Annotated in this window: 24 protein-coding genes and 1 pseudogene; 6 read left to right on the top strand and 19 right to left on the bottom strand. The window is 55.1% G+C overall.

Annotation, left to right across the window (positions count from 1 at the left end):
• Positions 1-229: 229 nt before the first annotated feature.
• A pseudogene (locus tag ACG2K1_RS09110) lies at positions 230-782 on the top strand (transposase).
• A 76-nt stretch (positions 783-858) separates the two neighbouring features.
• Here the strand turns inward: ACG2K1_RS09110 and ACG2K1_RS09105 are convergent.
• Both ACG2K1_RS09105 and ACG2K1_RS09100 read right to left on the bottom strand, forming a co-directional pair.
• Positions 859-1,416: a flavodoxin gene (locus ACG2K1_RS09105; RefSeq protein WP_009425907.1), complete on the bottom strand. Its 558-nt coding sequence runs from the start codon at positions 1,414-1,416 to the stop codon at positions 859-861.
• A gap of 115 nt (positions 1,417-1,531) precedes the next feature.
• Positions 1,532-2,536, bottom strand: coding sequence for an alpha/beta hydrolase (locus ACG2K1_RS09100; protein ID WP_395428714.1), 1,005 nt, complete (start codon positions 2,534-2,536; stop codon positions 1,532-1,534).
• Between the two features lie 243 nt (positions 2,537-2,779).
• On the opposite strand from ACG2K1_RS09100, the gene ACG2K1_RS09095 reads away from it, so the two are divergent.
• From ACG2K1_RS09095 to ACG2K1_RS09080, 4 genes are read left to right on the top strand one after another with little or no spacing between them, the layout of a single operon-like run.
• The gene (locus ACG2K1_RS09095) at positions 2,780-3,025 is read left to right on the top strand and encodes a type II toxin-antitoxin system Phd/YefM family antitoxin (protein ID WP_238746018.1); all 246 of its coding nucleotides are present in this window, start codon (positions 2,780-2,782) and stop codon (positions 3,023-3,025) included.
• Positions 3,025-3,450: a type II toxin-antitoxin system VapC family toxin gene (locus ACG2K1_RS09090; RefSeq protein ID WP_238746020.1), complete on the top strand. Its 426-nt coding sequence runs from the start codon at positions 3,025-3,027 to the stop codon at positions 3,448-3,450. The genes ACG2K1_RS09095 and ACG2K1_RS09090 overlap by 1 nt, the downstream gene beginning before the upstream one ends.
• Positions 3,450-4,127, top strand: coding sequence for a LysR family transcriptional regulator (locus tag ACG2K1_RS09085; RefSeq protein WP_402835931.1), 678 nt, complete (start codon positions 3,450-3,452; stop codon positions 4,125-4,127). Before ACG2K1_RS09090 ends, ACG2K1_RS09085 begins: the two co-directional genes overlap by 1 nt.
• Positions 4,019-4,480, top strand: a complete 462-nt coding sequence (locus ACG2K1_RS09080) for a LysR substrate-binding domain-containing protein (protein WP_395428789.1) — start codon at positions 4,019-4,021, stop codon at positions 4,478-4,480. The genes ACG2K1_RS09085 and ACG2K1_RS09080 overlap by 109 nt, the downstream gene beginning before the upstream one ends.
• A gap of 160 nt (positions 4,481-4,640) precedes the next feature.
• Here ACG2K1_RS09080 and trpD read toward each other — a convergent pair whose 3' ends face one another.
• From trpD to alaS, 6 genes are all read right to left on the bottom strand, one after another.
• A complete protein-coding gene (trpD, locus tag ACG2K1_RS09075; RefSeq protein ID WP_009425900.1) occupies positions 4,641-5,669 on the bottom strand; it encodes an anthranilate phosphoribosyltransferase in 1,029 nt (342 codons plus the stop codon).
• A 157-nt stretch (positions 5,670-5,826) separates the two neighbouring features.
• Positions 5,827-6,324, bottom strand: coding sequence for a YbhB/YbcL family Raf kinase inhibitor-like protein (locus ACG2K1_RS09070; protein WP_395428716.1), 498 nt, complete (start codon positions 6,322-6,324; stop codon positions 5,827-5,829).
• A gap of 125 nt (positions 6,325-6,449) precedes the next feature.
• Positions 6,450-7,271: a CPBP family intramembrane glutamic endopeptidase gene (locus tag ACG2K1_RS09065; RefSeq protein ID WP_395428717.1), complete on the bottom strand. Its 822-nt coding sequence runs from the start codon at positions 7,269-7,271 to the stop codon at positions 6,450-6,452.
• A gap of 462 nt (positions 7,272-7,733) precedes the next feature.
• Complete coding sequence (locus ACG2K1_RS09060; protein ID WP_395428718.1) at positions 7,734-8,189, bottom strand: hypothetical protein; 456 nt, start codon at positions 8,187-8,189, stop codon at positions 7,734-7,736.
• 2 nt (positions 8,190-8,191) lie between these two features.
• Positions 8,192-9,091, bottom strand: a complete 900-nt coding sequence (locus ACG2K1_RS09055; RefSeq protein ID WP_395428719.1) for a hypothetical protein — start codon at positions 9,089-9,091, stop codon at positions 8,192-8,194.
• A 75-nt stretch (positions 9,092-9,166) separates the two neighbouring features.
• The gene (alaS, locus tag ACG2K1_RS09050) at positions 9,167-11,791 is read right to left on the bottom strand and encodes an alanine--tRNA ligase (protein WP_395428720.1); all 2,625 of its coding nucleotides are present in this window, start codon (positions 11,789-11,791) and stop codon (positions 9,167-9,169) included.
• Positions 11,792-11,977: 186 nt separating this feature from the next.
• Here alaS and ACG2K1_RS09045 point away from each other — a divergent pair, with 186 nt between their 5' ends.
• On the top strand, positions 11,978-12,820 hold the full coding sequence (locus ACG2K1_RS09045; protein WP_009425892.1) for a 23S rRNA (adenine(2030)-N(6))-methyltransferase RlmJ: 843 nt from the start codon (positions 11,978-11,980) through the stop codon (positions 12,818-12,820).
• Between the two features lie 84 nt (positions 12,821-12,904).
• On the opposite strand, the gene ACG2K1_RS09040 is transcribed toward ACG2K1_RS09045, so the two are convergent.
• The 11 genes from ACG2K1_RS09040 to acnB all read right to left on the bottom strand — a co-directional run bounded on the left by ACG2K1_RS09040 (position 12,905) and on the right by acnB (position 26,270).
• On the bottom strand, positions 12,905-13,759 hold the full coding sequence (locus ACG2K1_RS09040; RefSeq protein ID WP_395428721.1) for a DUF817 domain-containing protein: 855 nt from the start codon (positions 13,757-13,759) through the stop codon (positions 12,905-12,907).
• Positions 13,760-13,871: 112 nt separating this feature from the next.
• Complete coding sequence (locus tag ACG2K1_RS09035) at positions 13,872-14,306, bottom strand: hypothetical protein (RefSeq protein ID WP_395428722.1); 435 nt, start codon at positions 14,304-14,306, stop codon at positions 13,872-13,874.
• 142 nt (positions 14,307-14,448) lie between these two features.
• The gene (locus tag ACG2K1_RS09030; protein ID WP_395428723.1) at positions 14,449-14,604 is read right to left on the bottom strand and encodes a hypothetical protein; all 156 of its coding nucleotides are present in this window, start codon (positions 14,602-14,604) and stop codon (positions 14,449-14,451) included.
• Between the two features lie 257 nt (positions 14,605-14,861).
• On the bottom strand, positions 14,862-15,533 hold the full coding sequence (locus ACG2K1_RS09025) for a hypothetical protein (RefSeq protein WP_395428724.1): 672 nt from the start codon (positions 15,531-15,533) through the stop codon (positions 14,862-14,864).
• Between the two features lie 229 nt (positions 15,534-15,762).
• On the bottom strand, positions 15,763-17,193 hold the full coding sequence (gatB, locus tag ACG2K1_RS09020; protein WP_395428725.1) for an Asp-tRNA(Asn)/Glu-tRNA(Gln) amidotransferase subunit GatB: 1,431 nt from the start codon (positions 17,191-17,193) through the stop codon (positions 15,763-15,765).
• Positions 17,194-17,251: 58 nt separating this feature from the next.
• Positions 17,252-19,081: a transglycosylase SLT domain-containing protein gene (locus ACG2K1_RS09015; RefSeq protein ID WP_395428726.1), complete on the bottom strand. Its 1,830-nt coding sequence runs from the start codon at positions 19,079-19,081 to the stop codon at positions 17,252-17,254.
• Positions 19,082-19,393: 312 nt separating this feature from the next.
• A complete protein-coding gene (locus ACG2K1_RS09010; protein ID WP_395428727.1) occupies positions 19,394-19,795 on the bottom strand; it encodes a hypothetical protein in 402 nt (133 codons plus the stop codon).
• A gap of 269 nt (positions 19,796-20,064) precedes the next feature.
• Positions 20,065-20,538, bottom strand: coding sequence for a hypothetical protein (locus tag ACG2K1_RS09005; protein WP_395428728.1), 474 nt, complete (start codon positions 20,536-20,538; stop codon positions 20,065-20,067).
• 226 nt (positions 20,539-20,764) lie between these two features.
• Entirely contained in the window at positions 20,765-21,667 is a 903-nt protein-coding gene (locus ACG2K1_RS09000; RefSeq protein WP_395428729.1) for a DMT family transporter, read from the bottom strand.
• 83 nt (positions 21,668-21,750) lie between these two features.
• Positions 21,751-23,454: a glutamine--tRNA ligase/YqeY domain fusion protein gene (locus ACG2K1_RS08995; RefSeq protein WP_395428730.1), complete on the bottom strand. Its 1,704-nt coding sequence runs from the start codon at positions 23,452-23,454 to the stop codon at positions 21,751-21,753.
• A 227-nt stretch (positions 23,455-23,681) separates the two neighbouring features.
• The gene (gene acnB / locus ACG2K1_RS08990; protein WP_395428731.1) at positions 23,682-26,270 is read right to left on the bottom strand and encodes a bifunctional aconitate hydratase 2/2-methylisocitrate dehydratase; all 2,589 of its coding nucleotides are present in this window, start codon (positions 26,268-26,270) and stop codon (positions 23,682-23,684) included.
• Positions 26,271-26,449 lie beyond the last annotated feature (179 nt).

The following is a 26,449-nucleotide window of genomic DNA, read 5'->3' as shown; positions in this document are numbered from 1 at the left end:
CAACACCGGCACTTGCCGGATGCGCGGCATTATAAGGAGGCACAGTCGGGAAAAATGTACGGAATCGGCAAAACAGCGTAAACCGTTGCGATGGAGTTTGGCGGCGGCGGCAATCGGTTTTCAGGCTCCTCATTCCACCTCAAACTGCGCCCCGCCCTTATTCATCAGCAGCGCGGGGCGGATTTCGCTAGGGGCTGTACTAGATAAGCAGTCATGTTAGACTGCAAAAATGAAGATAACCCGTTGTAAACTAAAAAAGAGTATTCAAAAGAAACTGCTTCAGTTTTTTGTACTCGAAGTTACTGCCCGTTCAGCAGCTGATTTATTGGGCATCCACCCCAATTCGGCAGTGCTGTTTTACCGCAAGATTCGCGAAGTCATCAGCCATCATCTTTCATTGGAAGCCGATACGATTTTTGACGGCTCAATTGAGTTGGACGAGAGTTATTTTGGCGGACACCGCAAAGGCAAACGCGGACGCGGTGCGGCAGGAAAGGTGGCAGTACAGTATTGTCTATACGGATTGTTTGAGCAGCTATGATGTGTTGGATGTAAGCGGATTTACCCACCACCGTATCAACTACAGCAAGCTGTTTGCCGACAGACAAAACCATATCAACGGCATTGAAAATTTCTGGAATCAGGCAAAGCGCGTACTGCGCAAATACAATGGAATCGACCGTAAATCTTTCCCGCTTTTCTTGAAAGAATGCGAGTTCCGTTTTAACTTTGGCACACCCTCCGAGCAGCTTAAAGTGCTGCGCCGGTGGTGTGGAATTTAGGGCTTATCTAGTACAGCCCCTTTTATTTTCCTTATGTTGTTTAGGTAAATTGAAGACTGAGGCAGCCTGAAAACGTTTATTTGAGCTTTTGCAGCCAGCGGCGGATTTGGCTGCGTGTCTGCTGCGCTTTTTCGCCCTGCATCACAAACAAAATCCCGTCACGCTCTTTGCCGCCTTCGGTGGCATAGCCTTCAGCGACGCGGCAGTTGCGGCACAAACGGCGCAGTTCGTCAAAGCTGCTGCCGATGCCGTAACCCGCATTGGTGTTGAAGGGGATGACGGTTTTGCCGCCAAAATCGTGGGCGGCGAGCAGGCTTTTCACAGGTGGCGGCAGGCGCATACCCCAAGTGGGGAAGCCGATAAAAATGCGGTCGTACTGCGCAGGGCTGATACGGGTTTTCAGCGGCGGCAGGTAGCCGCGTTCGTTTTCGCGCTGTACTTGTTCAACGGTGGCGCGGTAATCGGCGGGATATGGGGTTTGCAGTTCGATGGCAACCAAATCGCCGCCCGTTTCCGATTGAATGATTTTGGCGACGGCTTCGGTGTTGTGGCTGCGGCTTAGATAAACAATCAAATCTTTTCCCTGTGCGGGCACGGCGGCGAATAGGGAAAGGACAAGCAGGATGGATTTCATAATGGGCTTTCGTGCGGGTGTTTCAGACGGCTTTTCAGGCAGCCTGAAAACAATGGCGGGGCAGACAAAGGCCGTCTGAAAGCGTTTCAGACGGCCTTTTTGCGTTTCAGGCTGCCTATTTCAGGTTTTTGCCAAAGAAATCGGTCAGCTTGTCGGCAATCTGCTTCACATATTCGGGCTTCCAATAGGTCTCGATATGCGTTGCGCCTTTGATTTTAAACAGCTCTTTGTTTTGCGTGCCCGTGGCGTTTTTGAACACTTCTTCGGTCATATACAGGGAATCCGCCTTGTCGCCCGCAATCATCAACAGCGGCTGGTTAATCAAATCCACGTTGGTGTTTACGTCGAATTCCATCAAATCGGCAAGGCTGGCGACGGTGGAATTGGTTTGCGAATTGGGGTGGAAGTGGCTTTGTGCGTAATACTCGTAGCCTTGGCGGTACAAATCCACTTTGATGGCGGCCACCTGCTCGGGGGTCATGCCCGCGCCAAAGGGCGGCGTGTAGGCGACTTCGCCCGTGGCTGCTTCTTTTTGACGCGCTTCGGCGGCTGCCTGCAAACGCTGTTGGATGGTGTCTTTTTGCGAGCGCATATAGCCGTTGCGCCGCGCGTCGCCCGTGTTAAACATGCTGATGGTTGCCACGGCTTTGAAGCGTTTGTCGGTCTGCGCGGCTTTGATGGAATAACCGCCGCCGCCGCAAATGCCGAGCAAGCCCAAGTCATCGGCATCGGCGCCTTGATATTGGCTGATAAAGTCGGCAGCAGCGCGGATGTCTTCAATGCGGTTTTGCGGTTTATCGGTGTAGCGCGGGCTGCCGCCGCTTGCGCCCTGATAGGCGGCGTCAAAAGCGATGGTGATGTAGCCCTGCTCGGCAAGTTTTTGCGCATACAAGCCTGCGACCTGCTCTTTCACGCCGCCATTCGGATGGGCAACGACGATGGCGGGGTATTTTTTGGCGGGGTCAAAATTGGCGGGCGTATAGACATTGGCGGCAACTTCAATGCCCGTATGCTTTTGCGTGTATTTCACGGGATGGATGTTGACTTTGCCTTTCACGTTTTGCGTGATGGCGTTGTCGTAAGTCAGCGTGAAGGGATTGCTGCGGTAGTCTGCGGCCATGGCGTTTGCTCCGAATAAAAGTGTGCTGATAACAGCGGTGGATAAAAGGGTTTTCACGGATTTCACTGGGTTTGCCCTGCGTATTGAATGGGAATGGGCGGATGATACGGGGTTTGTTGTTTGAGAAAAACGGGGGATTTCTGGTAACGGTTGTGAGAAAAATTCATCAAAGGCAGCCTGAAAACGCTTTTCCCAAACCGTGCTACAATGCTTGCACGTTGCTACAACCATCAGGAGACCATCATGCAAACCATCAGCAGCCGCGAATTTAACCAAAACGTGGCCAAAGCCAAAAACATGAGCGACACCGCGCCCGTGTGCATTACCGACCGCGGCGAACCGGCTTATGTGTTGATGAATTATGCGGCGTATCAGTCGCTGCAAGCGGGCAAACCGAGTTTGGCACAAAAATTGAGCGACCCCGAATCCGACTGGATTGAAGTGGAGTTCCCCCGCTGCCCCATCGTTCAGCGCGAGGTGGATTTCTGATGTATCTGCTGGATACCAATGTATTATCGGAAATCCGCAAAATCAGCCAGGGCAAAGCCCATCCCGCCGTGGCTGCGTGGGCGGAGCGCGTGGATTTTGACCGCTGCTACCTCAGCGTCATCACCCTGCTGGAAATCGAGCAGGGCATTTTGCGCGTGCGCCATCGCAGCGACGAAGCGCAGTTTGCGCGTTTGGAAAACTGGCTGGAAGGCACGGTACTGCCCACTTTCGACACGCGCATCCTGCCCGTTGACCGCCACACCGCCCGCGTCTGCGCCCGCCTGCACATCCCCGACCGCCGCCCCTACAACGACGCGCTGATTGCCGCCAGTGCCATCCGCCACGGTTTGACTTTGGTAACGCGCAACACGCGGGATTTTGCCGATTTGCAGGTGCCGCTGTTTAATCCGTTCGGCGAAATCTGATGCGTTTGTCTGCTGATGCCAAAGGCCGTCTGAAAAGCTCAAACCGGTTTTCAGACGGCCTTATGTTTGCATTTGGTTTTGGAAACGCACAAGGCAGCCTGAAAACGCGGCAGCCCACCCCACCACGGAAACCCCTCCATGCCCGCCAATCTCGATTTAAACCTGCTCAAAACCCTGCACGCCCGATTGAAGAACAGAGCGTTACCCGCGCGGCGGCGCGTTTGTCGCTTACGCAGCCGGCGGTCAGCGGCATGCTCGCGCGTTTGCGCCATCATTTTGACGACCCGCTTTTGGTGCGCACGCCGCAGGGCATGGTGCCTACCGAGCGCGCCCGCGCTTTGGCCGCACCGCTGGCGCGGATTTTGAGCGACATCGACGCGCTGGTTCAACCTGCCGCATTTGACCCCGCCGCGCTGGATACCGTGTTTAAAATCGGCATTACCGACAACGCTTTTGCCTCGATTGCGCTGCCGTTTTTACAGAAAATCCAAACCCTTGCGCCCAACGTGAAAACCGCATTTTCAGCCTGCAACACGAGCAGATGGAAGAGCGGCTCTCGCAGGGCGCGCTGGATGCCGCGATTGCCGCCCACGTCGCCGCGCCCGAGAGGCTGCGCTACAAAGTGCTCTACCGCGAACACTTCGTCTGCGCCATGCGCCGCAACCACCCTGTTTTAAAGCAAACTTGGAACACCGACACCTTCTGCGCCCAAGATTTCATACTCGGCTCGTTTTACGGCGGCGGCTTCTCCGGCGCAGTCGATGAAGCCTTGGCGCAAACCGGCCACGCTCGCCGCGTCGCCGTATCCGTGCAGGGCTTCGCGCAGATTCCCGCCATTTTGCGCCAAAGCGATTTGTTCGCCGTCGTCCCCTCGCGCCTAGTGCGGCACGAAACCGATCTTGCCGTGCGCGATCTGCCTTTTGCCGTCGGCAGCTACGACAAACTTCTCGTCTGGCACGAACGCAGCCATGCCGACCCCGCACAGCAGTGGCTGCGCGATCGCTTGGGGGAAACGGAAGAGGCCGTCTGAAAGGGTGGGGCGGGCAGACAAAAAGGCCGTCTGAAAGCTGATTTCGGGTTTTCAGACGGCCTTTTTGCTTTTTTAATATGGATGTCGGCAAAACAAAAGGATGGAAAGCCCAAAGGCCGTCTGAAAATCTTCAGACGGCCTTTTTCTACCGGCAAACCCGTCAGGCAAACTGCTGACCGAAAGCCAGAAACTCCTGCCGTTTTGCTTCGGCCTTGCCCGAATCGATGGCGGTGCGGGCGGCTTCGATGCCTTGGGCGATGTCGGGGACGGTGTTGCCCGCGTAGAGGGTGGCGGCGGCGTTGAGCAGGACGATGTCGCGCGCTGCGCCGTGTTGTCCGCCGAGCACTTCGTTCATTTTCGCCAGCGACTGCCCGCTGTCTTCAACGCGGATTTCATCGAGGTTGCGGCGTGCGGCGATGCCGAAATCTTCGGGACGGATGTCGTATTCGCTGATGCGGCCGTCTTTCAGTTCGGCCACGCGGGTGCTACCGGTGAGGGTGATTTCGTCGAGGCCGTCGCTGCCGCAGACGACGAGGACGTGGCGCGAACCGAGCTGTTGCAAAACGCGCGACAGGATGCCGCACAGGTCGGTATGGAACACGCCCAAAAGCTGGTTGGCCGCGCCTGCGGGGTTGGTAAGCGGGCCGAGGATGTTGAAAATGCTGCGGAAACCCAGCGAGCGGCGCACGGGGGCGACGTGGCGCATGGCGGTGTGGTGGTTTTGCGCGAACATAAAGCCGATGCCGGTTTGTTCTATGCCCTGCGCGATTTGTTCGGGCGTCAGGCCGAGGTTGGCGCCCATGCTTTCGAGCACGTCGGCCGCGCCGCTGGACGAAGAAACGGAGCGGCCTCCGTGTTTGGCTACTTTCGCGCCCGCTGCGGCGGCAACGAACATGGCGGTGGTGGAGATATTGAAGGTTTTCGCGCCGTCGCCGCCCGTGCCGACCACGTCGACCAGGTTTTCCGCATCCGATACGGGCACTTTGGCGGCAAACTCGCGCATCACGGCGGCGGCGGCGGTGATTTCCGACACGGTTTCCACTTTGATGCGCAGGCCGGTCATGATGGCGGCTATCTGCTCGGGGGCGACTTGGCCGCTCATGATTTGGCGCATCAGGTCGGTCATTTCGTCGTAGAAAAGCTCGTTGTTGCTGATCAGGCGTTCGATGGCCTGTTGGGGGGTAATCATGTTTTTTCCTTTTTGAAGAGGCCGTCTGAAACGCTTTCAGACGGCCTGAAACACACAGCCGAAAGGCAGCCGATTATAGCGCAGGAGGCCGTCTGAAAACCTTTTCAGACGGCCTCTCGGAACATGGTGCGACCGCACCGCCTGTTTTCAGACGGCCTCACACATCATAAGTGCCCATCACCGAAGCACTCGCCAACACATGGCCCTGCATCGCAAAGTGCAAGTCGTTGAAACGGAAGCCCTGCGGCAGATTGAGCTTGGTGTCGAGCGCATAAACAATCAGCTCGTAGCGGTGGCGGCAGTTGGGCGGCGCCATACCGCCGTAGCTTGACGCCTCTTCGATACTGAGTTTGCCCAGCACGCTCGCCCAACTGTTCGCGCCCTGCACATAATCCGTGGCCGAAATACTGTCGTTTTCCGCCACCGACGTGCGCGTCAAATCGGCAATCAGCCAATGAATCCACACAAAACCGCTGGCGGTAACGGCATCCTTGTCTTCCAGCACCACGGCAAACGATTTCGTCCCCTCCGGCGCACCGCTGATCTCAAACGGCACCGAATAAGTCGGCATCCCGTTCGGACTAAACTGCCCGCCCCGCTTGCCGTATTTATCTTCAAACTCACCATTAACAATGGCCGCACTCGTTACTCTCATGGTTTTCTCCTGTCCGGTTACAAACGAAACAATCCTATTCTAACCCAAGGCGTGCCGTCATAGGTTGGATTGATAAATTCCAATATCTTGGCAGGATTGAAGGTTTTGTTGGAATATGGCCCGGCCTACGCCTGCTTGCTATCAGATGAACACATCGCCTTACGCCAAAACACCATCACAATTGCCGCCGCAATGATGATAACTCCGTATGGAATCATACCGTTGCCGTTTTCATATGCCGCCCGTCCGCCCGGAAAGCCCGTGCGCGCGGTATTGGCAACCGTGTGGCACGCAATCAATACAAATACCGAACCGCCGCTGCCGTTATACAGCCATACATAGATAATCCTCACGGCAACCGTCCCTGCCAGCCCCCATGCGATCAGTTCGGCAGACTGCCCCACGGTAATCATGGACGGCAAATGCCACAATGCCCACGGCACCCCGATAATCAGCGCCGTAACAAGCGGGGTAAAACGCCGTTGCAGACTTTCCGTAGCGTAGGCTGCATAGCCCAATTCCTCGGCAACTGCCGCGATAAAGAACATGACGAACGCACCGGCAAGCGGCGCAAACGATACGGAGAAGGTGGGTATCGTTTGTCCTGTTTGGCGTATCGCGACATAAGTCAGCAGATAAAGCAGGGGAAAAATCAGTATTGCCGTCCAAAAATAGGCAGAATGCTTGATCCGCCCGTAATCAAACACACGGCCAAACAGGCTGCGCACCGCGACCATTCCGCCCTCACGGTAACGCAGTAACGCGGCGGCAACCGTCGGGGTGAGCGCCGCGCCGATGTCGGTCAGCGGCAAATTATCAGGCAAAGGACTGTGTTTGAGAAACAAAGACAGTAGCCAAAACGGCGCACTCAAAGCGTACACCAGTAGAAAGTATTGCCACGGATGCGAATAATCGGCTGTCGGTTTTTCTGAAGAGGGGGTCTGCATGTTATTCCTGTTCGTTCAGTCAATAAGTTGGCAGGGGAGCAGGTACGGCCTGCTACATGATGTACAGTATAAAAATATTGCGCGTTTTTTTCTAATTTTTATGAAAAGCAGCCTGCACTTCGATTTTTGAAAGTGCAGGCTGCTTTCGATAGAGAGGCCGTCTGAAAATTATTTCTCAGACGGCTTTGAGATTACGGGCAATATGGGGATTTCGTTGGGTCATGACCCAAGCTACGTTTGCTGCCGACTGGATTACGATATGGTTTAGAATCATTCGGTAACAACAAAACCGCGTGCGTGCGTACCGCACACACCCTACACATTAATTTTCGGTTTCTTGTAATTTATGCGTAGGGTGTGTGGCGTAGCCACGCACGCGGTTGGTGGGAATGCAGGCTATGGCTTACTCAAAACCACACTTGCTGTGAGTTCGTTGATTTAGCAAAACAACCTTATGCGCAATTATGAAGAGTTTTTAACAAAAATGTCTTTTATCTCCCCATGAGCGAGATAAAAGCTAATTGCAACAATTGATAAAACTAGTATGCCACAACAAAAAGCTATTGTATGCAATGCCGTCTTTTGATAAGTTACTGCGGAAATAATACATATTATTAACGAAGATACCGCATAAATAAAGCCAACATAAAAACATATTTTTAATTTTTTATATTCTTCTAAGTGAACCAATATTTTTGCATACTCTGTATCACGAAGGAGAAATTTTCCCCCATCCTTAAAAATCCAGCAGAATATTGCAACTGGAATGGGCAAAATATATTTAAGCATATCTTCGTTTAATGCTATCGTCTTTAACAAATTCCCTAAGACTCCTCCAAAAAATATATATACAAATATACTGAATAAAATTGTAAAAAATTCAAAACTAATAAAAAATGTTCTAATAAATTCTTTCAAATTTAATGCTCCATTTTTCTTTCTTCACTAACTTTTATAAATTCTTCATTAGCTTTTCGTGCTAAGAAATCTGGGGATGGATCTTTTTCAAATAGAAAACTTTTTTGTACATCTCTAGTCCTTACTTCTATTATTTCTCCATTATTATCCTCCCCTGCAACTTTTCCTGTACCGTAACCATCTGCTGCCATAAGAATAGCAGCATCAGGTAATGCAACTTCTTGCTTGTAATTAGATATATTATTTTTCTCAATACTATTAACTAAGTCATGAAGATTTGTTTTCAATCCTTCTCTTTTTTCGCTTTCCTCATTAATTCTAAGTGTACTTGTATTCCTTTTTTCCAAGGTCTCTTTTAAAGATTTCCAAATTCTGCCAAACAGAGGATTAGGGGGAGATACGGTAGCTTCAATTTGAGTAATTTTTTTAATCATTATGATTTTATTACGGAAAGAAGCGTAATCAGAAATTGCATCTACATCGCACTCTATCAATAAATCGTTATATTTTAAATTACGAGCATCCTCTATAATTTTCTTAAACCTACGGGGAAACGTTTCGGACTCTATACCGTTATATACATGCAAGAAACACAATCCAGAAAATCTAGGTAAATAAACAAATGGGGAAGATGCCTTGACAAGGTTTGCTGTCATTGACTGGCCTTGTGTGTGATTATATTCATCCACTACGTCCTGAGTATCATCGGCGTACTTAACTAATCTACCATAGATAAAAGGTAAAGATTCATCATCCCTTTTGTCTACCATATCCGTTATTGTCCAGTTATATTTTCCAATTTTGATAATTGCAGGATTACAAATTGCATCTATCAAATTTTCCTGAGAAAGATTGATTTTTACAACTCGGCTGAGGAAATAACGGCCTTTTCTAATACGCATTTACTTACCTTCAAACAATTTATAACAGAGGTCGTCTGAAATAATTCAGACGACCTTTCTTATTTAATCAAAGGATTAAGCTAACTTCTCTCTAACCCAGCCTTCTGCCGAATCCAGCATTGTGCTGACTTGGGAAGCATCCGTCCCCCCTGCCTGTGCCAAATCCGGTCTGCCGCCGCCTTTGCCGCCGACTTGTTCGGCTGCGAATTTGACCAAATCGCCGGCTTTCACTTTGTTTGTCAGCGGTTTGGATACACCAGCGCACAGGGAGACTTTGCCGTCGTTTACTGCCGCCAAAAGAATCACGGCGTTGTCGGATTTGCCGGTTAAATCGGTAACGATTTCGCGCAGGGCGGCTGCGTCGGCTTCGATTTGGGCGGCGACGAGTTTGGCTGCGCCCAAGTCTTTGGCGTTGTCCAAGAGTTTGGCGCCTGCGTGGACGGCGAGTTCGGCTTTGGCTTTTGCCAGCTCTTTTTCCAAGGCTTTGGCGTTTGCGGCGTTGGCTTGGATTTTGGCGAGTACGTCTTTTTCGGTTTGGGCTTTGACTTCGGCGATGATGTTTTTCATCAGGCTTTCTTGGTTTTGCGCCCATGCCAGTGCGGCAAGGCCGGTGATGGCTTCTACGCGGCGGATGCCTGCGGCGATGCCGCCTTCGCTGATGATTTTGAAGAAGCCGATGTCGCCGGTGCGGGCGACGTGGGTGCCGCCGCAGAGTTCGGTGGAGTAGTCGCCCATGGTAATCACGCGGACGAAGTCGCCGTATTTTTCGCCGAAGAGCATCATTGCGCCGGATTTTTGCGCGTCTTCAATGGACATGGTTTCCACTTTGACGGGCACGTTGGCAATAATCGCGGCGTTGACGCGGCGTTCGACTTCGGCGATTTCTTCCGCGCTGATGCCTTGCGGATGGGAGATGTCGAAGCGGGTCAGCTCGGCGTTTTGCAGGCTGCCTTTTTGTTCGACGTGTGCGCCCAAAACATCGCGCAGGGCTTTGTGCATCAGGTGGGTAACGCTGTGGTTGCGCATGATGCTGTTGCGGATGTCGTTGTCGATTTCGGCGGATACGGCATCGCCCACTTTCAGACGACCTGAAACGACTGCGCCGAATTGTCCGTGTACGGCGGCTTTGATTTTCTGCGTGTCTTCGACGCGGAAGCGGTTTTCGCCTGCGAAGATGAAGCCTACGTCGCCGACTTGGCCGCCGCTTTCGGCATAGAACGGGGTTTGTTCCAAAACGACCACGCCTGCTTCGCCTGCTTGGAGTTCGTCCACGGCTTCGCTGCCTTTGTATAAGGCGATGATTTTGGTGTCTTGGCTGCGTTTTTCGTAGCCGGTGAACTCGGTGTCCACGCCGGTGTAGTCAAGCTGGGCGTTGGCTTTGAAGTTTTGCGCGGCACGGGCGCGGGCGCGTTGGGCTTCCATTTCGCGGTTGAAGCCTTCTTCGTCCAAATCAATATTGCGTTCGCGGCAGATGTCGGCGGTCAAATCGTATGGGAAGCCGTAGGTGTCGTAGAGTTTGAAGATAATTTCGCCGTCCAGTTTGTTGCTGCCTTTGGTCAAGGCATTTTCCAGCAAAGCCATGCCGGTTTCCAAAGTTTGGGCGAAGCGGCTTTCTTCGTTTTTCAGGGCTTCTTCGATTTGGGCTTGTTTTTCTTTCAACTCGGGATACGCGTCGCCCATCGCTTTCACCAAATCGGGCACCAGTTTGTAGAAAAACGCTTGTTTCTGACCGAGTTTGTAACCGTGGCGAACGGCGCGGCGGATAATGCGGCGCAGTACATAGCCGCGGCCTTCGTTGGACGGCATCACGCCGTCGGCTATCAGGAAGGAGCAGGAGCGGATGTGGTCGGCAATCACTTTCAGGCTCGGCTCGTCCATGCTGAACGGTGCGCCGGTTTCGCGGGCAACGGCTTTGAGCAGGTCTTGGAACAGGTCGATTTCGTAGTTGCTGTGGACGTGCTGCATCACGGCCGCCATGCGCTCCAAGCCCATGCCGGTATCGACGGACGGTTTGGGCAGCGGGTTCATATTGCCTTGCTCGTCACGGTTGAACTGCATGAACACGCAGTTCCAAATTTCAATCCAGCGGTCGCCGTCTTCTTCGGGGCTGCCGGGAATGCCGCCCCAAATTTCTTCGCCGTGGTCGTAGAAAATTTCGGAACACGGACCGCACGGGCCGGTGTCGCCCATCTGCCAGAAGTTGTCGGACGCGTATTTCGCACCTTTGTTGTCGCCGATGCGGACGATGCGCTCGGCAGGCATACCGATTTCGTTCAGCCAGATGTTGTAGGCTTCGTCATCTTCGGCATACACGGTCGCCAAGAGTTTTTCTTTGGGGATGTTCAGCCATTCGGGGGAAGTGAGGAACTCCCAAGCGAAGTGGATGGCGTCGCGTTTGAAGTAATCGCCAAAGGAGAAGTTGCCCATCATTTCGAAGAAGGTGTGGTGGCGGGCGGTGTAGCCGACGTTTTCCAAGTCGTTGTGTTTGCCGCCTGCGCGTACGCATTTTTGCGCGGTGGTAGCGCGGGTGTAGGGGCGTTTGTCAAAGCCCAAAAATACGTCTTTAAACTGGTTCATGCCCGCGTTGGTAAAGAGCAGCGTGGGGTCGTCGTGGGGGACTAATGACGACGAGCGGACGGCGGTGTGGCCTTTGGATTGGAAAAATTGCAGGAATTTTTGGCGCAGTTCGGTGGTTTTCATAGTGTGTTTTGTCTCGTCAAACGGCTTTCAGACGGCCTTAGGCCGTCTGAAAAGCACAGGAAAAAATCAATAAATCAAAGGCGCGTATTTTATAGCAGAAACGGCGGCAAGCCTATTATCCGCCTTATCTTTTTGCCGCCCTTGCCGTAAAATCCGCCCCTTTCTTTTTCAGACGGCCTCCCTACTATGCTCAGCTACCGCCATGCCTTCCATGCGGGCAACCATGCCGACGTGCTCAAACATTTCGTTCTCTGGCTGGTGCTCGATTATTTCAACCGCAAAGACAAGCCCTATTGGTATGTCGACACGCACAGCGGCGCGGGTTTGTACGACTTGGGCGGTAGCGAGGCGCAGAAGGTCGGCGAATACCGCGACGGCATTGCCCGTCTGATGGCGGCGGACGCTCTGCCCGAGCCTTTGGCGCAGTTTCGAGGCCGTCTGAAAGACATCCTGCCGCAGGCAAGCCTCTATTGCGGCTCGCCCTGGCTGGCGCAGGCGCAAACGCGCGCAGACGACAAGCTGCGCCTCTTCGAGCTGCACCCGGCGGATTTTGCCCTGCTGGAAAACAATATGCGTGAGGCGGGGCTGAAACGGCGCGGCATCCTCAAACGGGAAGACGGTTTCAAAGGGCTGATTGCCCTGCTGCCGCCGCCGACCCGCCGCGCCGTGGTGTTAATCGACCCGTCCTACGAAGAAAAACAGGACTACGCGCGCGTGGTTCAGACGCTGAAAGAGGCGCAAAAACGCTTTGCGCAGGGCTGCTATCTGCTGTGGTATCCCTGCCTCAGCCGCGAAGAAAGCCGCCGCCTGCCCGAACAGCTGAAAAAACTGTCGCCCGACAATTACCTGCTGGCCGAGCTGCACGCCGCCACGCCGCGTGCCGACGGCTTCGGAATGCACGGCAGCGGCATGTTCCTGATCAACCCGCCCTATCTTCTGGCCGCACAGCTTCGCGACAACCTGCCGGCTCTGGCGCGCCTGCTGGCGCAGGATGAAGGGGCGCGCTTTGTGTTGGATTACCGAAATTAGGCCGTCTGAAACACAGAGGCCGTCTGAAGGCCCGAAAACGGGGTTTCAGACGGCCTTTTTGTATCTTTCAGCCTTTCAGACGGCCTAATCCTTCGATACGGCAATGGTGCGCTTGATGTGTTTCAGATTGGCGACGATGGTGAAGGTCATCATCACCAAGAGCGCCCACGAGCTCCATTTGCCGATGTGCACGGCCGACCACGCGCCGATTTGGTTGGGATAACGCCAGATGCCGGCGAAGGTGCTGATGTTTTCCGCCAGCCAAATAAAAAAGCCGATGAGCACGAAGGCCAGCAGCAGCGGCATTTTGCGCGGGGTATCGTAGGGCGTGAAGCGCACCGAGGTGCGGGCGTAGAGGCCGAGGGCGAAGGCGGCGAGATACCAGCGGTAGTCGCCGATGTAGTGGTGGCTGAAAAAATTGACGTAAATCAGCAGCGAGCACAGCGTCGCCAGCCAATAGGGCGGATGGCTTTCGATTTTCAAATCGAAAAGCCGCCACGCCTGAATGATGTAGCTGCCAACCGCCGCATACATAAATCCGGCAAACAGCGGCACACCGCCGATTTTGCTCAACGCGGGATCGGGATAGCTCCACGAGCCGACGGCCGACGAGGTTTTGAAGAGTTCGAGCACAAAGCCGACGATATGAAACAGGGTAACAGCCTTCACTTCGTCCCACGTTTCCAGTTTCAGCGCCAACATGGCCGTCTGAACCGCCAGCGCGAACACCAGCAGCACGTCATAGCGGGCGACGCCGAACAGCCCGCCGCGCGGCACGGCGAACATGGCGAGGAAAAACAGCCCGGCAAACAGGCAGGCGCGCGCTTCTTTCAAACCGAAAAAATAAAATTCGACGGCAAACCGCCGCCCGCCGCGCAAATCGGGGCGCGGCCGGCGGCGGGTCAGCCAATCGTCGAAACGGTTGTGCATCGGAGGCATGGCGGGGTTTCCGTTAAAGAGGCCGTCTGAAAGGATTCAGACGGCCTTTGGCAAAACAGCAGCAGGCCGGACAATATGCTTGATAAAGAGAGAAAAATATGGGATTTTCGTATTATCGGTAAGCATCAGACAGGGCGGCAAAGGCAGCCTGAAAACGGCAGAAACAGCTTTCAGGCTGCCTTATCGCGCCGCCGTTTCCAGCGGCGAAACAGGCGCGGCAGCACCACATACCATTGCAGCACAGCACGCAGACCAAGGCTTCCGTGGCAAGGTAGGGATTGTCCGACATGCAGTATTGGGGCAGTAGCCACTCCGTCAGCCACGAGAGCAAAAAGACGGCAGCGGTGCCGAGTGGGAAACTGAGATAAATCAGTATCAGGGCAAATGCCAAGCGCGCTTCAAACCGCATCTGCGCGGCGTAATCGGACGGCGGCTGTGCCGCCCAATATTGCTCGTTAAGGTAAACATTGACCACGTTTGCCGCCAGCATCAGCAGCCACAGCGCCAGCGGCAGGTAGCGCAGCAGGGTTTGCCGGTTTGCTTTCATTGCCGTCTCCTTTGTCGCAAAGGCAGCCTGAAAACGGGTTTGCAATGCTTTCAGGCTGCCTGAAAAATCATTTCGCCAAGCGATGCCACAGCCGCGGCGCAAGCAGCCAAGATGCAAGCGCCAAGGGCAGCAAGACCCAAGCCTACACGTCTAGCCAATCATGGTTTGGCTGCCATTTTTGCGCTTGCGCCATCGCCATTTTGAAAAGATAAACCATGATTTCGCCCACCAATGGCATGGACGAAAAATGGCGCGGCTCGGCATCATGCCGCTGCGAATCAATCGTGGATAAGGGCATGACAAACGCGTTTTGCAGCATCAAAAATACCGCTATCGCCAGCGGCACATGCAGGGCAAGCGTTATGCCGCCGCCGCGTCACCATGCCATGCCAACCAGGAAACAGGTAGCAAAACAGACAGGCGATAGGCGATTTTCAGTGCGGTTTTCCACATATCGGACGGTTGGTTTGCTTTCATTGCCGTCTCCTTTTGTCGCAAAGGCAGCCTGAAAACGCTAGAAACAGCTTTCAGGTTGCTTTTTTAAAAAGACGAAAGTTATTTGTTTCTCAATATCTCAATTAGGGCAGCTTTAGACTGGTAGAAGTCCAAATCAAATAATGAAATGCCTAAATGTTTGCAATATTCTTCGACCATCTCCACAGTTAGCCTGTTCTTTTTGAATCTTTCGGTGTATTTTTCTGTTTGTTCAAACGGCAGCGGCGTGCCATATTCCATAAACTCGACACGACTGGTTTCTTTATGCAGCATAACATTTCTGGTTTCGCAGTCATGACGGGAAACCTGTTTGCTGCCCTCATACAGGGTAAATGAGACCGCACCGAATTCGTCTTTGCCAAAATAGGGGCGTAAGTACATAGTGAATAATTGGATTTTCCACAGCAAGGCTAGATACGGCACACTTGAAAAGTCTGTGCCGTTCCGGTTATTACCTATTAGCAATGACCAATCAGACTGTGTTTCCAATAATAAATATTTGGATGATCCGGTAATCTCAAGCGGATTCAAGAAATCCAATTTCTGACTGAGGGTATATCCCTCATCCAAATACGATAGTTTCGGTTTTAAATTCTGATAAAATTCGCTTAAATCCATTAATCTTTTCAAATAGAGATCCAGTGCTTTTTCAAATGGCGCGCCAATAAAATAAAACTGTTTCAGGCTCGGATGGCCGTCTCTTGCAAGAAAAAAATCTTTGTTTACATTCATAATTTAATCCACGGTTCTTAAAATTATAGAGCCAACACAAAATCTGCGGCGTTGCTGCGTCTTTTCGTGCGTGTGTATTGTCTGCGGTTTGCTGCTTTGTATCTTTTCATCTTGACTCGCTATATCAGGCAGCCTGAAAAATTATCGGCAAAACAGTCAGCACGTTTCAGACTTGTACCAAAGGCAGCCTGAAAACGGTTTCAGGCTGCCTTTGGGCTTTCAGGCTGCATCACCCCAGCTTGGCTTTCACCAACTCCTGCACCTGCGCGGGATTCGCCTTGCCTTTGCTGGCTTTCATCACCTGCCCGACAATCGCGTTCAGCGCTTTTTCGTTGCCCGCTTTAAACTGTTCCACCGCTTTGGCGTTGTTGGCGAGCACTTCGTCCACCATCGCTTCAATCGCGCCGCTGTCGGTGATTTGCACCAAACCATGTTTTTCAATGATTTGTTCGATTGTGGCTTCGGGTTCCGCCCACATCGCTTCAAAGGCTTTTTTCGCCAGCTTGCTGCTTAATGTGCCGTCGGCGATTTTGCCCACCAGCGCGGCAAGGCGCGTGGCGGTAATCGGGCTTTGCGCCAGCTCCAAGCCTTCTTTGTTCAGCGTCGCCGCCAACTCGCCGTTCATCCAGTTGGCAACCAGCTTGCCTTGTCCGCTGCTTTGGGCGGTGGTTTCAAAAAAGGCGGCTTGGGCACGGCTTGCCGTCAGCAGGCGCGCGTCGTATTCGCTTACGCCGAACTCGTTTACAAAACGCGCCGCCATTTCTTTAGGCAGCTCGGGCATGGCGGCGCGGGCTTTGTCCATTTGGCCGTCTGAAATGATTACGGGCAGCAGGTCGGGGTCGGGGAAATAGCGGTAGTCGTGCGCGTCTTCTTTCAGGCGCATCACGCGGGTTTCGCCCTTGTCGGGATCAAACAGCATGGTCGCCTGCTGCACCTTGCCGCCGTCTTCCAAAATCTCGATTTGCGCTTCTACTTCGTAGTTAATCGCCTGCTCCAAAAAGCGGAATGAATTCAAATTCTTAATCTCGCGGCGCGTACCAAATTCCGCCTGCCCTTTGGGGCGCACGGACACGTTGGCATCGACGCGGAACGAGCCCTCGGCCATATTGCCGTCGCAAATATCCAGCCAAGTAACCAGGCCGTGCAAGGCTTTGGCGTAGGCCACGGCTTCAGCAGCGGAGCGCATTTCGGGTTCGGACACCACTTCCAACAGCGGCGTACCGGCGCGGTTCAGGTCGATGCCGGTGGCACCGTTCAAGCCTTCGTGCACCGATTTGCCCGCGTCTTCTTCCATGTGGGCGCGGGTTACGTTGATGGTTTTCACTTCGTCGCCCACGACAATTTCCAGTTTGCCGTGTTCGACAATCGGTAAGTCCAACTGGCTGATTTGGTAGCCTTTGGGCAGATCGGGATAGAAATAGTTTTTGCGGTCGAACACGTTTTTCTGGTTGATTTTGGCATTCAGTGCCAAGCCGAGCTTAATCGCTTTTTCCACCACTTCGCGGTTCATCACCGGCAGCGTGCCCGGCAGCGCGCATTCCACCACGCTGGCGTGTGCGTTGGGCTCGGCGCCGAAGGCGGTGCTCGCGCCGCTGAAAATTTTGGATTGTGTATTGAGCTGGACGTGGATTTCCAAGCCGATTACGGTTTCCCAGGTCATAGATGGTCTTTCTCGGATTCAGATGATTGGTTTGAGGAGCAGATGGGGTGCGCCGCCCTTACATTTTTCCCGGCACAACGCCCATGCGGCGTTTGAGCGAGGTTTGCGGCTCGTTGAACAGCGAGGCGTAGTAGGTGGCGTTGGCCATCACTTTTTTAACGTAGTCGCGCGTTTCGTCGAAGGGGATGGTTTCAGCGTAGATTGCGCCTTCCAGCGGTAAAGCGGCCTGCCATTGGCGGGCGCGACCGGGGCCGGCGTTGTAGCCTGCGGTGGCCATCACTTCGTTGTTTTGCAGGCGGCGTTTGGCGTCGCCCAAATACCATGTGCCCATGCGGATGTTGCCGTCGGTGGTGTAGAGCTCGCTGTCGGACATTCCCGTTTTGCGGGCGATTTCGCGGGCGGTGGCGGGCATCACCTGCATCAGCCCCTGTGCGCCGACGCCCGATTGCGCCCCGATCATAAAGCGGCTTTCCTGACGGATCAGGCCGTAGACCCAGGCCGGGTCGACGCCCGCTTCGGCGGCGTAGCGGGTGGCGGTGTCGCGGAAGGGGGCGGGGTAGCGCAAGGTGTAGTCGAGCTTGCCGTAGGTGTTGTCGGCCGAGTGGATGGACATTTCGTAAAAGCCGTGGTCGGCGGCCAGCCGCGCGGCGGCGAGCTTGGCGCCGTCGTTGAAGGCGCGGGTGGCATAGCGCCATTCGGCCTGCGCGGCGCGGCGCATGGCAATGTTGCCGCCCGATGCCTGGAACAGGGTGAGTGCGCGGGCGATGGCACCGTCACGCGCCAGCGTCTGTAAATCGCGTGCCGGCGTGGCGGCGGCGGTGTTGCGGGTGTTGACGCGGCCGCCGGTTTCTTCGGCAGCCAAGAGGGCGTAGAAATTGCGGCCGCTTTCGGCGGCGCGGCGGTAAAGGTTTTGCGCTTCGCTGCGGTTTCCCTGCGCGGCCAGGCTGCGGCCGAGCCAGTAGAGCCAGGCGGGGTCTTGCCGCAGTTTTTCCGGCATGTCTCCGATCACGGAGGCCAGCAGCGGCCAGTCCTGCACGCGCAAGGCCGAGCGGGCATACCATTCGAGCTGTTCGTCGGTGAGCTGTTTGCGCTCGGAACGGGCGTAGTAGGCGAGGGCGCCGGCGAAGTTTTGGTTTTTGGCCTGACGCAGGCCGAGCACGCCCCAGGCAAAGCCTGCCTGTTCGCGCGTGAGGCTGCCTTCGAGCGCGTTCAGACGGCCTGCCGCCGCCGCGGGCGCTTTCTGCGCCGCCGCGCCGATGATGTCGCGCAACAGGTTTTCCTGCGCCCCTTGTCCGCTGCTGCCCAAGGGGCTGCCGAGGGCTGCGGCGAGGTTGGCCGCGTCGGTGGTTTGGTTGGCGGCAATCAGGCCGCGCACGCGCCGCCATGCGTCGGCAGGATTAAGACGGCCTTGTGCCGCCCGCGCTTCCACCAGCGCGGTGCAGCCCTGCGGCAGGCGGCCGGTTTCGCGCACGAGTTCGGCCGCCATGCCGCTGTCGGCAAAGTTTTCCGCGTGGCAGCGCACTTCGCGGCTGCGGCCTTCGGGTTCGAGTTTGGCGTATTCGCTTTGGAAGGTCTGCCAGCTGCCGCGCCGCGCCAGGCTTTTGAGCCATTCGTTGCGGACGTTTTCGCCCATCGCGCTGGCGCTCTGCCCGGCAAGGAATTGGGCGGGCTGGATGTCGTCGCCCGCTTTGGCGGCGCGCATCACGCCTTCGTAGCGCGCGTAGTCGTCGAGGGTTTTGGCGGGGCTTTCACCGCTGCGCACGGTGGGCAGACCGAAGCCGTTGCCTGCTTGTGCTTCCGTTCCCTGCCTGACGGGTTCGACGGGCTGCTCCGTCGTACAGGCGGCGAGTATCAGGGCGGCAAGGGAGAGGCGGACGGTGTTTCTCATGGCGGTTCTTTCTTTGGCGGAAAACGTTCAGACGGCATGGAGGCCGTCTGAAAGCGCTGTTCCGGCGAATAGGAAAACAGGGCGGATGATAGCAGTTTTACCCCCGCCGCCCAAACAGGGATTTGGCGGATTTGCGTTTGGACGGGCTTTGAAACCGCTTTCGCTTGTATCCCTGCGGGCACAAACGCGTGAATAGTGTTGACGAATGTGAAGCTGCGGCCATCCGCATCGGCAAAAGGCCGTCTGAAAACACGGTTTGCGGGTTTCAGACGGCCTGTCGGTTTTTCAGGCTGCTTTTCCGGCCGACAAATCCTACGGAAGAATATTCATCCGCTCATAAGGGTCGCGGTTATCGATATAGGGATCGTCTTTGCTGTCACATACGCGGGTTGACACGACGGCGTCGGATTTCATCCGGCCGTTTTCAAACTCGTAAGTTTGCGTCTGCCAACCGGTGTAGCCGCCGTAAGCGTTTTTGGCATTGATTTCAATGCAAACGAGATAATAGGGGCGGGTTTCCAGATAATCGCCCCGTCGTGGATTAAAATCCCTCGTAATTTCAAATACTTTTTTCGACGGCATGGTGATATTGACCCGCGCGCTGCCGGCATCGAGCAGGGTTTTGTTCAGATGTTGCCGGATACGCTGACGGTAGTCTTTCGGATAAATGCCGTAGTCGGCGCTGCGGATGCTTTGCATGCTGATATCGACCATCGGGCTGGCGCAGGCAGCCAAGAGCAGGGACAGGCTGCGAGCAGGGCGGCGCGGGTGGGGAGTTTCATATTGGTTTCCTTGTATGGGGTTGGTGGATGTTTTCAGGCTGCTTTAAGGCTGAAGTTCGTCTGAAAATCTCTTTTCAGTAGTAGGTCGGGCATTGATGCCCGACAAACAGCGGCAGATTTGACAAATGTCGGGCATAAATGCCCGACCTACCTTACTTTAAAAGTTGAATGTCAACACACCCTGCTGCTGCGGGTTTCCGCTTAGGGGACGATATTTACTTGGTCGCCGCCGAAGATGAGGGTGGTGTCGATGTAGATTTCGTCTTTGCTGGTGCAGGCGGCGTAAGCGCCTGTAGGATTGCCTTCTATTGTGTTGTTTTTAAAACGGAACATTTTGGTCTGCCAGCCGGTGTAGCCGCCGTAGGCGTTTTTGGCGTTGACGTCGGCGCAGGCCAGGTAGAAGGCATCCCAGCCGGCGCGGCCGCTGCCTTGCACGCCCTGGTTACTGAGGCGGAGCACTTTGCGCGGCGGGGTGGTGATGCGGATTTTCGCGCTGCCCGCATCGCGCAGGTTTTCGTCCAGATAGCTGCGGATGTGCTGTTGGTAGTCTTTGGGGTAGCGGCCGTAGTCGGCGTTGCGCGCGGCCTGCATGCTGACTTCAATGGGTTTGGCGGCGCAGGCGGCCAGGAGCAGGGACAGGCTGCCGATCAGGGCGGCGCGGGCGGGAAGTTTCATATTGTTTTCCTTGTATGGGGTTGGTGGATGTTTTCAGGCTGCTTTAAGGCTGAAGGCCGTCTGAAAATCTCTTTTCAGTAGGTAGGTCGGGCATAAATGCCCGACATTTTTCAAATTTGCCGGTGTTTGTCGGGCATAAATGCCCGACTTACGGCTAGTACAGCCCCTAAATAAAAGGTCGTCTGAAACCCAATTTCAATAAAGTAAAAATGCCCGAACAAAAATTTCAGACGGCCTTCTGCCCGTACCGCATCAACGTCATGCCGCCGACCGCTGCCGCGCAGCCCGCAACCAGAGAAATATGCAAAGGTTCGCCCAAAACCCACGCCGAGCTGAGCATACCGAAAATCGGCACGAGCGTAATATACGCCGCCGCGCTGCCCGCACCCAAAGTCTTCACGCCTTCAAAATACCACGCGTAAGCCAATACCGTCGCGCCGATGACCAGCCACGCCAATGCCGTCCAACCGCGTGCATCCATCGCCGCCATTGCCTCAAACGGCAATCCATCGACCCACAACGCCACCACCGTCAACATCAACGCGCCGATAAGCGAAGTTGCCACCGTTACCGTCAGCGCATCTATACCGCGCAAAACCGCGCGTCCGATTAAGGTATAAGCTGCCCAACAGACCACGCAGCCGAAAATCAGCCACTCCCCCGCCTTGATGCCGCCCGACAATACCGTCAACGGCTGTCCTTGCGTGACCGCCGTTATCGCGCCAAAAACCGCCAGCAGCATACCCGCCAAAATCTTCGCGTTTAAACGCTCGCCGAAAAGCCAAGCCGCCAGCAGCAGCGTCAGCACGGGATTTACCGCCACAACCACTGCCGCCTTACCCGCCGGCATTGCCTGCAAACCCAGCATGAAAAACACCGCATAGCCGCACACCCCGACGGAAGCGGCTACCGTCAAGCCCAGCCATTGCCGTGCCGACAAAGCCGCCAAGGTTACAAACCTGCTGCGCGCAAACAACCAGCCCAACAGCAAAACCGAAGCCAATACAAACCGAACCGCCCCGCCCGTCAGCGGCGGCAGCGACTGCCCCAGCATCCGCCCCATCGGCCAAGACGCGCCCCACAACACCGCCATTCCCAGCAGTTTCAAATGTACGGAATAACGTTCCATCTCAATCCTTTATCAACAAAGGCCGTCTGAAAACCGAATTTCAAGTTTTCAGACGGCTTTTCAGTGCAGCTGCTGCAAACAGATTACTTGGGCTGCCAAGAATCTTTCAGCGTTACTGTGCGGTTGAACACGGGTTGCTCGGGGCGGTGGTCTTTGCGGTCGGTAACGAAATAGCCCAGCCGTTCAAACTGCCAGCGGCTTTCGGGCGGCAAATCGTTGGCGGATGCTTCGACCCAGGCTTGGATTTCGCGCACGGATTCGGGGTTGAGAAAGTTAGTGAAGGGCAGGTATTCGCCGTCTGCGCCGCGCACGGCGTCGGGGCGGGGCTCGGTGAACAGGCGCTCGTACAGGCGCACGGTGGCGGGTACGGCGTGTTCGGCGGAGAGCCAGTGGATGACGCCTTTCACTTTGCGGCCTTCGGGGTTTTTGCCTAGGGTGTCGTAATCAAGGCTGCATTTGAGTTCGACAACGTGGCCGTCTGAATCTTTGACGACTTCGTCGCAGCGCATCACGTAGCTGTGGCGCAGGCGCACTTCGCCGCCGGTGACGAGGCGTTTGAAGCCTTTGGGCGGGTTTTCGGCGAAGTCGTCGGCTTCGATGTAAAGCGTTTGCGAAATCGGCAGTTCGCGGCCGCCCATTTCTTCGTGGTTGGGATGGTAGGGCGCGTAGCGGCTTTGCGCTTGGGCGGGGTCGAAGTTGGTCAGGGTAACTTTGAGCGGGTTGAGCACGGCCATCATGCGCGGGGCGGAGTTTTCCAGCTCTTCGCGGATGGCGCCTTCGAGTACGCTCATGTCGATGATGTTTTCGGATTTGGAAATGCCGGCGCGTTTGGCAAACAGGCGCAGGCCTTCGGGGGTGTAGCCGCGTCGGCGCATACCGGAGATGGTGGGCATGCGCGGGTCGTCCCAGCCTGAAACGTGGCCGTCTGAAACGAGCTGGTTGAGCTTGCGTTTGGACGTGATGGAGTACAGGAGTTCCAAGCGCGAAAATTCGTATTGGCGCGGGCGGGTGGGGTGCGGCGCGGGGATGTTGTCGAGCACCCAGTCATACAGCGGGCGGTGGGCTTCAAATTCGAGCGTGCACAGGGAATGGGTGATGCCTTCGATGGCGTCGGAGATGGCGTGGGTGTAGTCGTACATCGGGTAGATGCACCATTTGTCGCCGGTGTTGTGGTGGTGGGCGCGGCGGATGCGGTAAATCACGGGGTCGCGCATATTGACGTTGCCCGAAGCCATGTCGATTTTCAGGCGCAGGGTTTTGCTGCCGTCGGGGAATTCGCCGTTTTTCATGCGCATAAAGAGATCGAGGTTTTCTTCGACGCTGCGTTCGCGGTAGGGGCTGTTTTTGCCCGGCTCGGTGAGTGTGCCGCGATATTCGCGCATTTCTTCGGCAGTCAAATCATCAACATAGGCTTTGCCGTCTTTAATCAGGCCGACGGCGTAGTCAAACAGGCGGTCGAAATAATCCGAGGCGTAATGCGGCTCGCCCGCCCACTCGAAACCCAGCCAGCTGACATCTTCCTTAATAGAATCAACGTATTCCTGATTTTCTTTTTCGGGATTGGTGTCGTCAAAACGCAGGTTGCACAGGCCGTCGTAAACATAGGCCAAACCGAAATTCAGGCAGATGGATTTGGCGTGGCCGATGTGCAGATAGCCGTTGGGCTCGGGCGGGAAACGGGTTTGGATGGCGGTGTGCTTGCCGCTTTTGAGATCGTCTTCGATGATGGTGCGGATGAAGTGGTTGTCGGCGAATTGGGTTTTGTCGAGGTGGTCTTTTTCGAGCATGATGGGAATTCGGTTGGTGGTCGTAAAGCTGCGGATTGTACCCGATTTTGTCGGGGCGGGGCATGGATGAGGCCGTCTGAAAACCCTGTCGGTGCGGGCGTTTCAGACGGCCTTTTGGCTGTGTTGCGGGCAAGAAAAAACGGAACAAGCTGTGTTGTTCCGTTTGCTGTTTCGGGTTTTCAGACGGCCTTTTAGCAACCATTGAGGCCGTCTGAAAGGTCTGCAGCTCACACGTTTACTGCTTCGGCTTTTTTGTTATATTCGTCGATTTCGTTGAAATTCATATAACGGTAAATCTGGTCGCCCTGTTCGTTGATGATGCCGATATTGGCTTGGTATTCCTCAACGGTCGGGATTTTGCCGAGTTTGGAACAAATGGCGGCCAACTCTGCGGAACCTAGGAATACATTGGCGTTTTTGCCCAGTCGGTTCGGGAAGTTCCGAGTAGAAGTGGACATGACCGTTGCACCTTCGTGTACTCGCGCTTGGTTGCCCATGCACAATGAGCAGCCCGGCATTTCCAAGCGTGCACCGGCACGGCCGAGTACGCCATAATGGCCTTCGTCCGAAAGCTGGTGCGCATCCATTTTGGTCGGCGGCGCCACCCAAAGGCGTACGGGGATGTCGCTATTGCCTTCCAGCAGCTTGGACGCGGCGCGGTAATGGCCGATGTTGGTCATGCACGAGCCGATAAACACTTCGTCGATGACCGTGCCGGATTTTTCGGACATAAAGCACACATCGTCCGGGTCGTTCGGGCAGGCGATAATTGGCTCTTTAATGTCGTCCATATTGATTTCAATCACGGCGGCGTATTCGGCATCTTTATCCGCTTCGAGCAGTTGTGGATTCGCCAGCCAGTTTTCCATCGCTTTAATGCGGCGTTCCAGCGTACGCGCGTCTTGATAGCCGTCGGCAATCATGTTTTTCATCAACACGATATTGGATTTCATGTATTCGATAATCGGCTCTTTATTGAGCTTCACGGTGCAGCCTGCAGCGGAACGTTCGGCGGATGCGTCGGTCAATTCAAAGGCTTGTTCCACTTTCAAATCAGGCAGGCCTTCAATTTCCAGAATGCGGCCGGAGAAAATATTTTTCTTGCCGGCTTTGGCCACGGTGAGCAAGCCTTGCTTGATGGCATATAGCGGAATCGCATTGACCAAATCGCGCAGGGTCACACCCGGTTGCAGGCTGCCTGAGAAGCGTACCAACACGCTTTCCGGCATATCCAGCGGCATCATGCCCGTTGCGGCGGCAAAGGCCACCAAACCGGAACCGGCAGGGAAAGAAATGCCAATCGGGAAACGGGTATGGCTGTCGCCGCCGGTGCCGACGGTATCGGGCAGCAAGAGTCGGTTGAGCCACGAATGAATGATGCCGTCGCCCGGACGCAGCGACACGCCGCCGCGCGTGGAAATAAACGCAGGCAGCTCTTTATGCGTTTTCACGTCAACGGGTTTCGGATAGGCGGCGGTGTGGCAGAACGATTGCATCACCATGTCGGCGGAGAAACCCAGACAGGCGAGGTCTTTGAGTTCGTCGCGCGTCATCGGGCCGGTGGTGTCCTGCGAGCCTACTGTAGTCATGCGCGGTTCGCAGTAAGTGCCGGGGCGCACGCCTTCTCCTTCGGGCAGACCGCAGGCGCGGCCGACCATTTTTTGCGCCAGCGTAAAGCCTGCATTGCTTGCGGCAGGCGCTTGAGGCAGCCTGAAAACCTCGGAAGCGGGCAGGCCGAGCGCTTCGCGCGCTTTGGCAGTCAGGCCGCGGCCGATAATCAGATTGATGCGGCCGCCGGCCTGCACTTCGTCGAGCAGCACTTGCGATTTCAGTTCAAACTCGGCAACGGTTTCGCCGTTTTTCACGATTTTGCCTTCGTAAGGCAGGATATCGACCACGTCGCCCATTTTCAGCGCGGATACGTCCACTTCAATCGGCAGCGCGCCCGAGTCTTCTTGCGTATTGAAGAAAATCGGTGCGATTTTGCCGCCGAGGCACACGCCGCCGAAGCGTTTGTTCGGTACAAACGGAATGTCCTGGCCGGTGTGCCAAATCACCGAGTTGGTGGCGGATTTGCGAGAAGAGCCGGTACCGACCACATCGCCGACATAAGCCACGGGATGGCCTTTGGCTTTAAGCTCTTCCAAGAGTTTGATCGGGCCGACTTCGCCCGGTTTGTCGGGATTGATGCCCTCGCGCGGGTTTTTCAGCATCGCCAGCGCGTGCAGCGGAATATCGGGGCGGCTCCATGCGTCGGGCGCGGGGGAGAGATCGTCGGTATTGGTTTCGCCATCGACTTTGAATACGGTAACGGTGATTTTTTCCGGCACTTTTTCGCGCGCGGTAAACCATTCGGCGTTGGCCCAAGATTCCAAAACTGCTTTGGCATGCGGATTGCCTTTTTCGGCTTTTTCCTGCACGTCGTGGAAAGAATCGAACATCAGCAGCGTGTGTTTGAGGCCGTCTGCGGCGATGGGGGCGAGCTTGTCGTTGTCCAACAGCTCGATTAGGGGATGGATGTTGTAGCCGCCGAGCATGGTGCCCAAGAGTTCGGTGGCGTATTCGGGGGAAATCAGCGGGCTTGCGGCGCTGCCTTCGGCAACGGCGGCAAGGAAAGAGGCTTTGACTTTGGAAGCGTCGTCCACGCCCGGCGGCACACGGTGGGCAAGCAGTTCGACCAAAAATTCATGGTCTTCGCCGGCGGGGGGATTTTTCAGCAGCTCCACCAGATCGGCGGTTTGCTGTGCGGTGAGGGGAAGGGCGGGGATGCCCAGGGATTCGCGCTCTGCGGCGGCTTTGCGGTAAGTTTCTAACATAATATTGTTCCTTGGCTGTTTTTCTTCTGAAACACTGCAAATGTAGTTTGCAGTAGTGGCCGAACTATAAACCAAATCTTGGTAAATAGGAATACGAAGGGCAGGGGGTTTTACAGTGTGAAAAGGATTGTGATAAACAAATGCAATGATGCCGTCTGAAGCGCGGGAAAGCCTTGCTC

The sequence above is a fragment of the Neisseria sp. 23W00296 genome (assembly GCF_044772855.1).
Lineage (GTDB): Bacteria > Pseudomonadota > Gammaproteobacteria > Burkholderiales > Neisseriaceae > Neisseria.
This window is presented reverse-complemented; position numbering and strand designations above follow the sequence as displayed.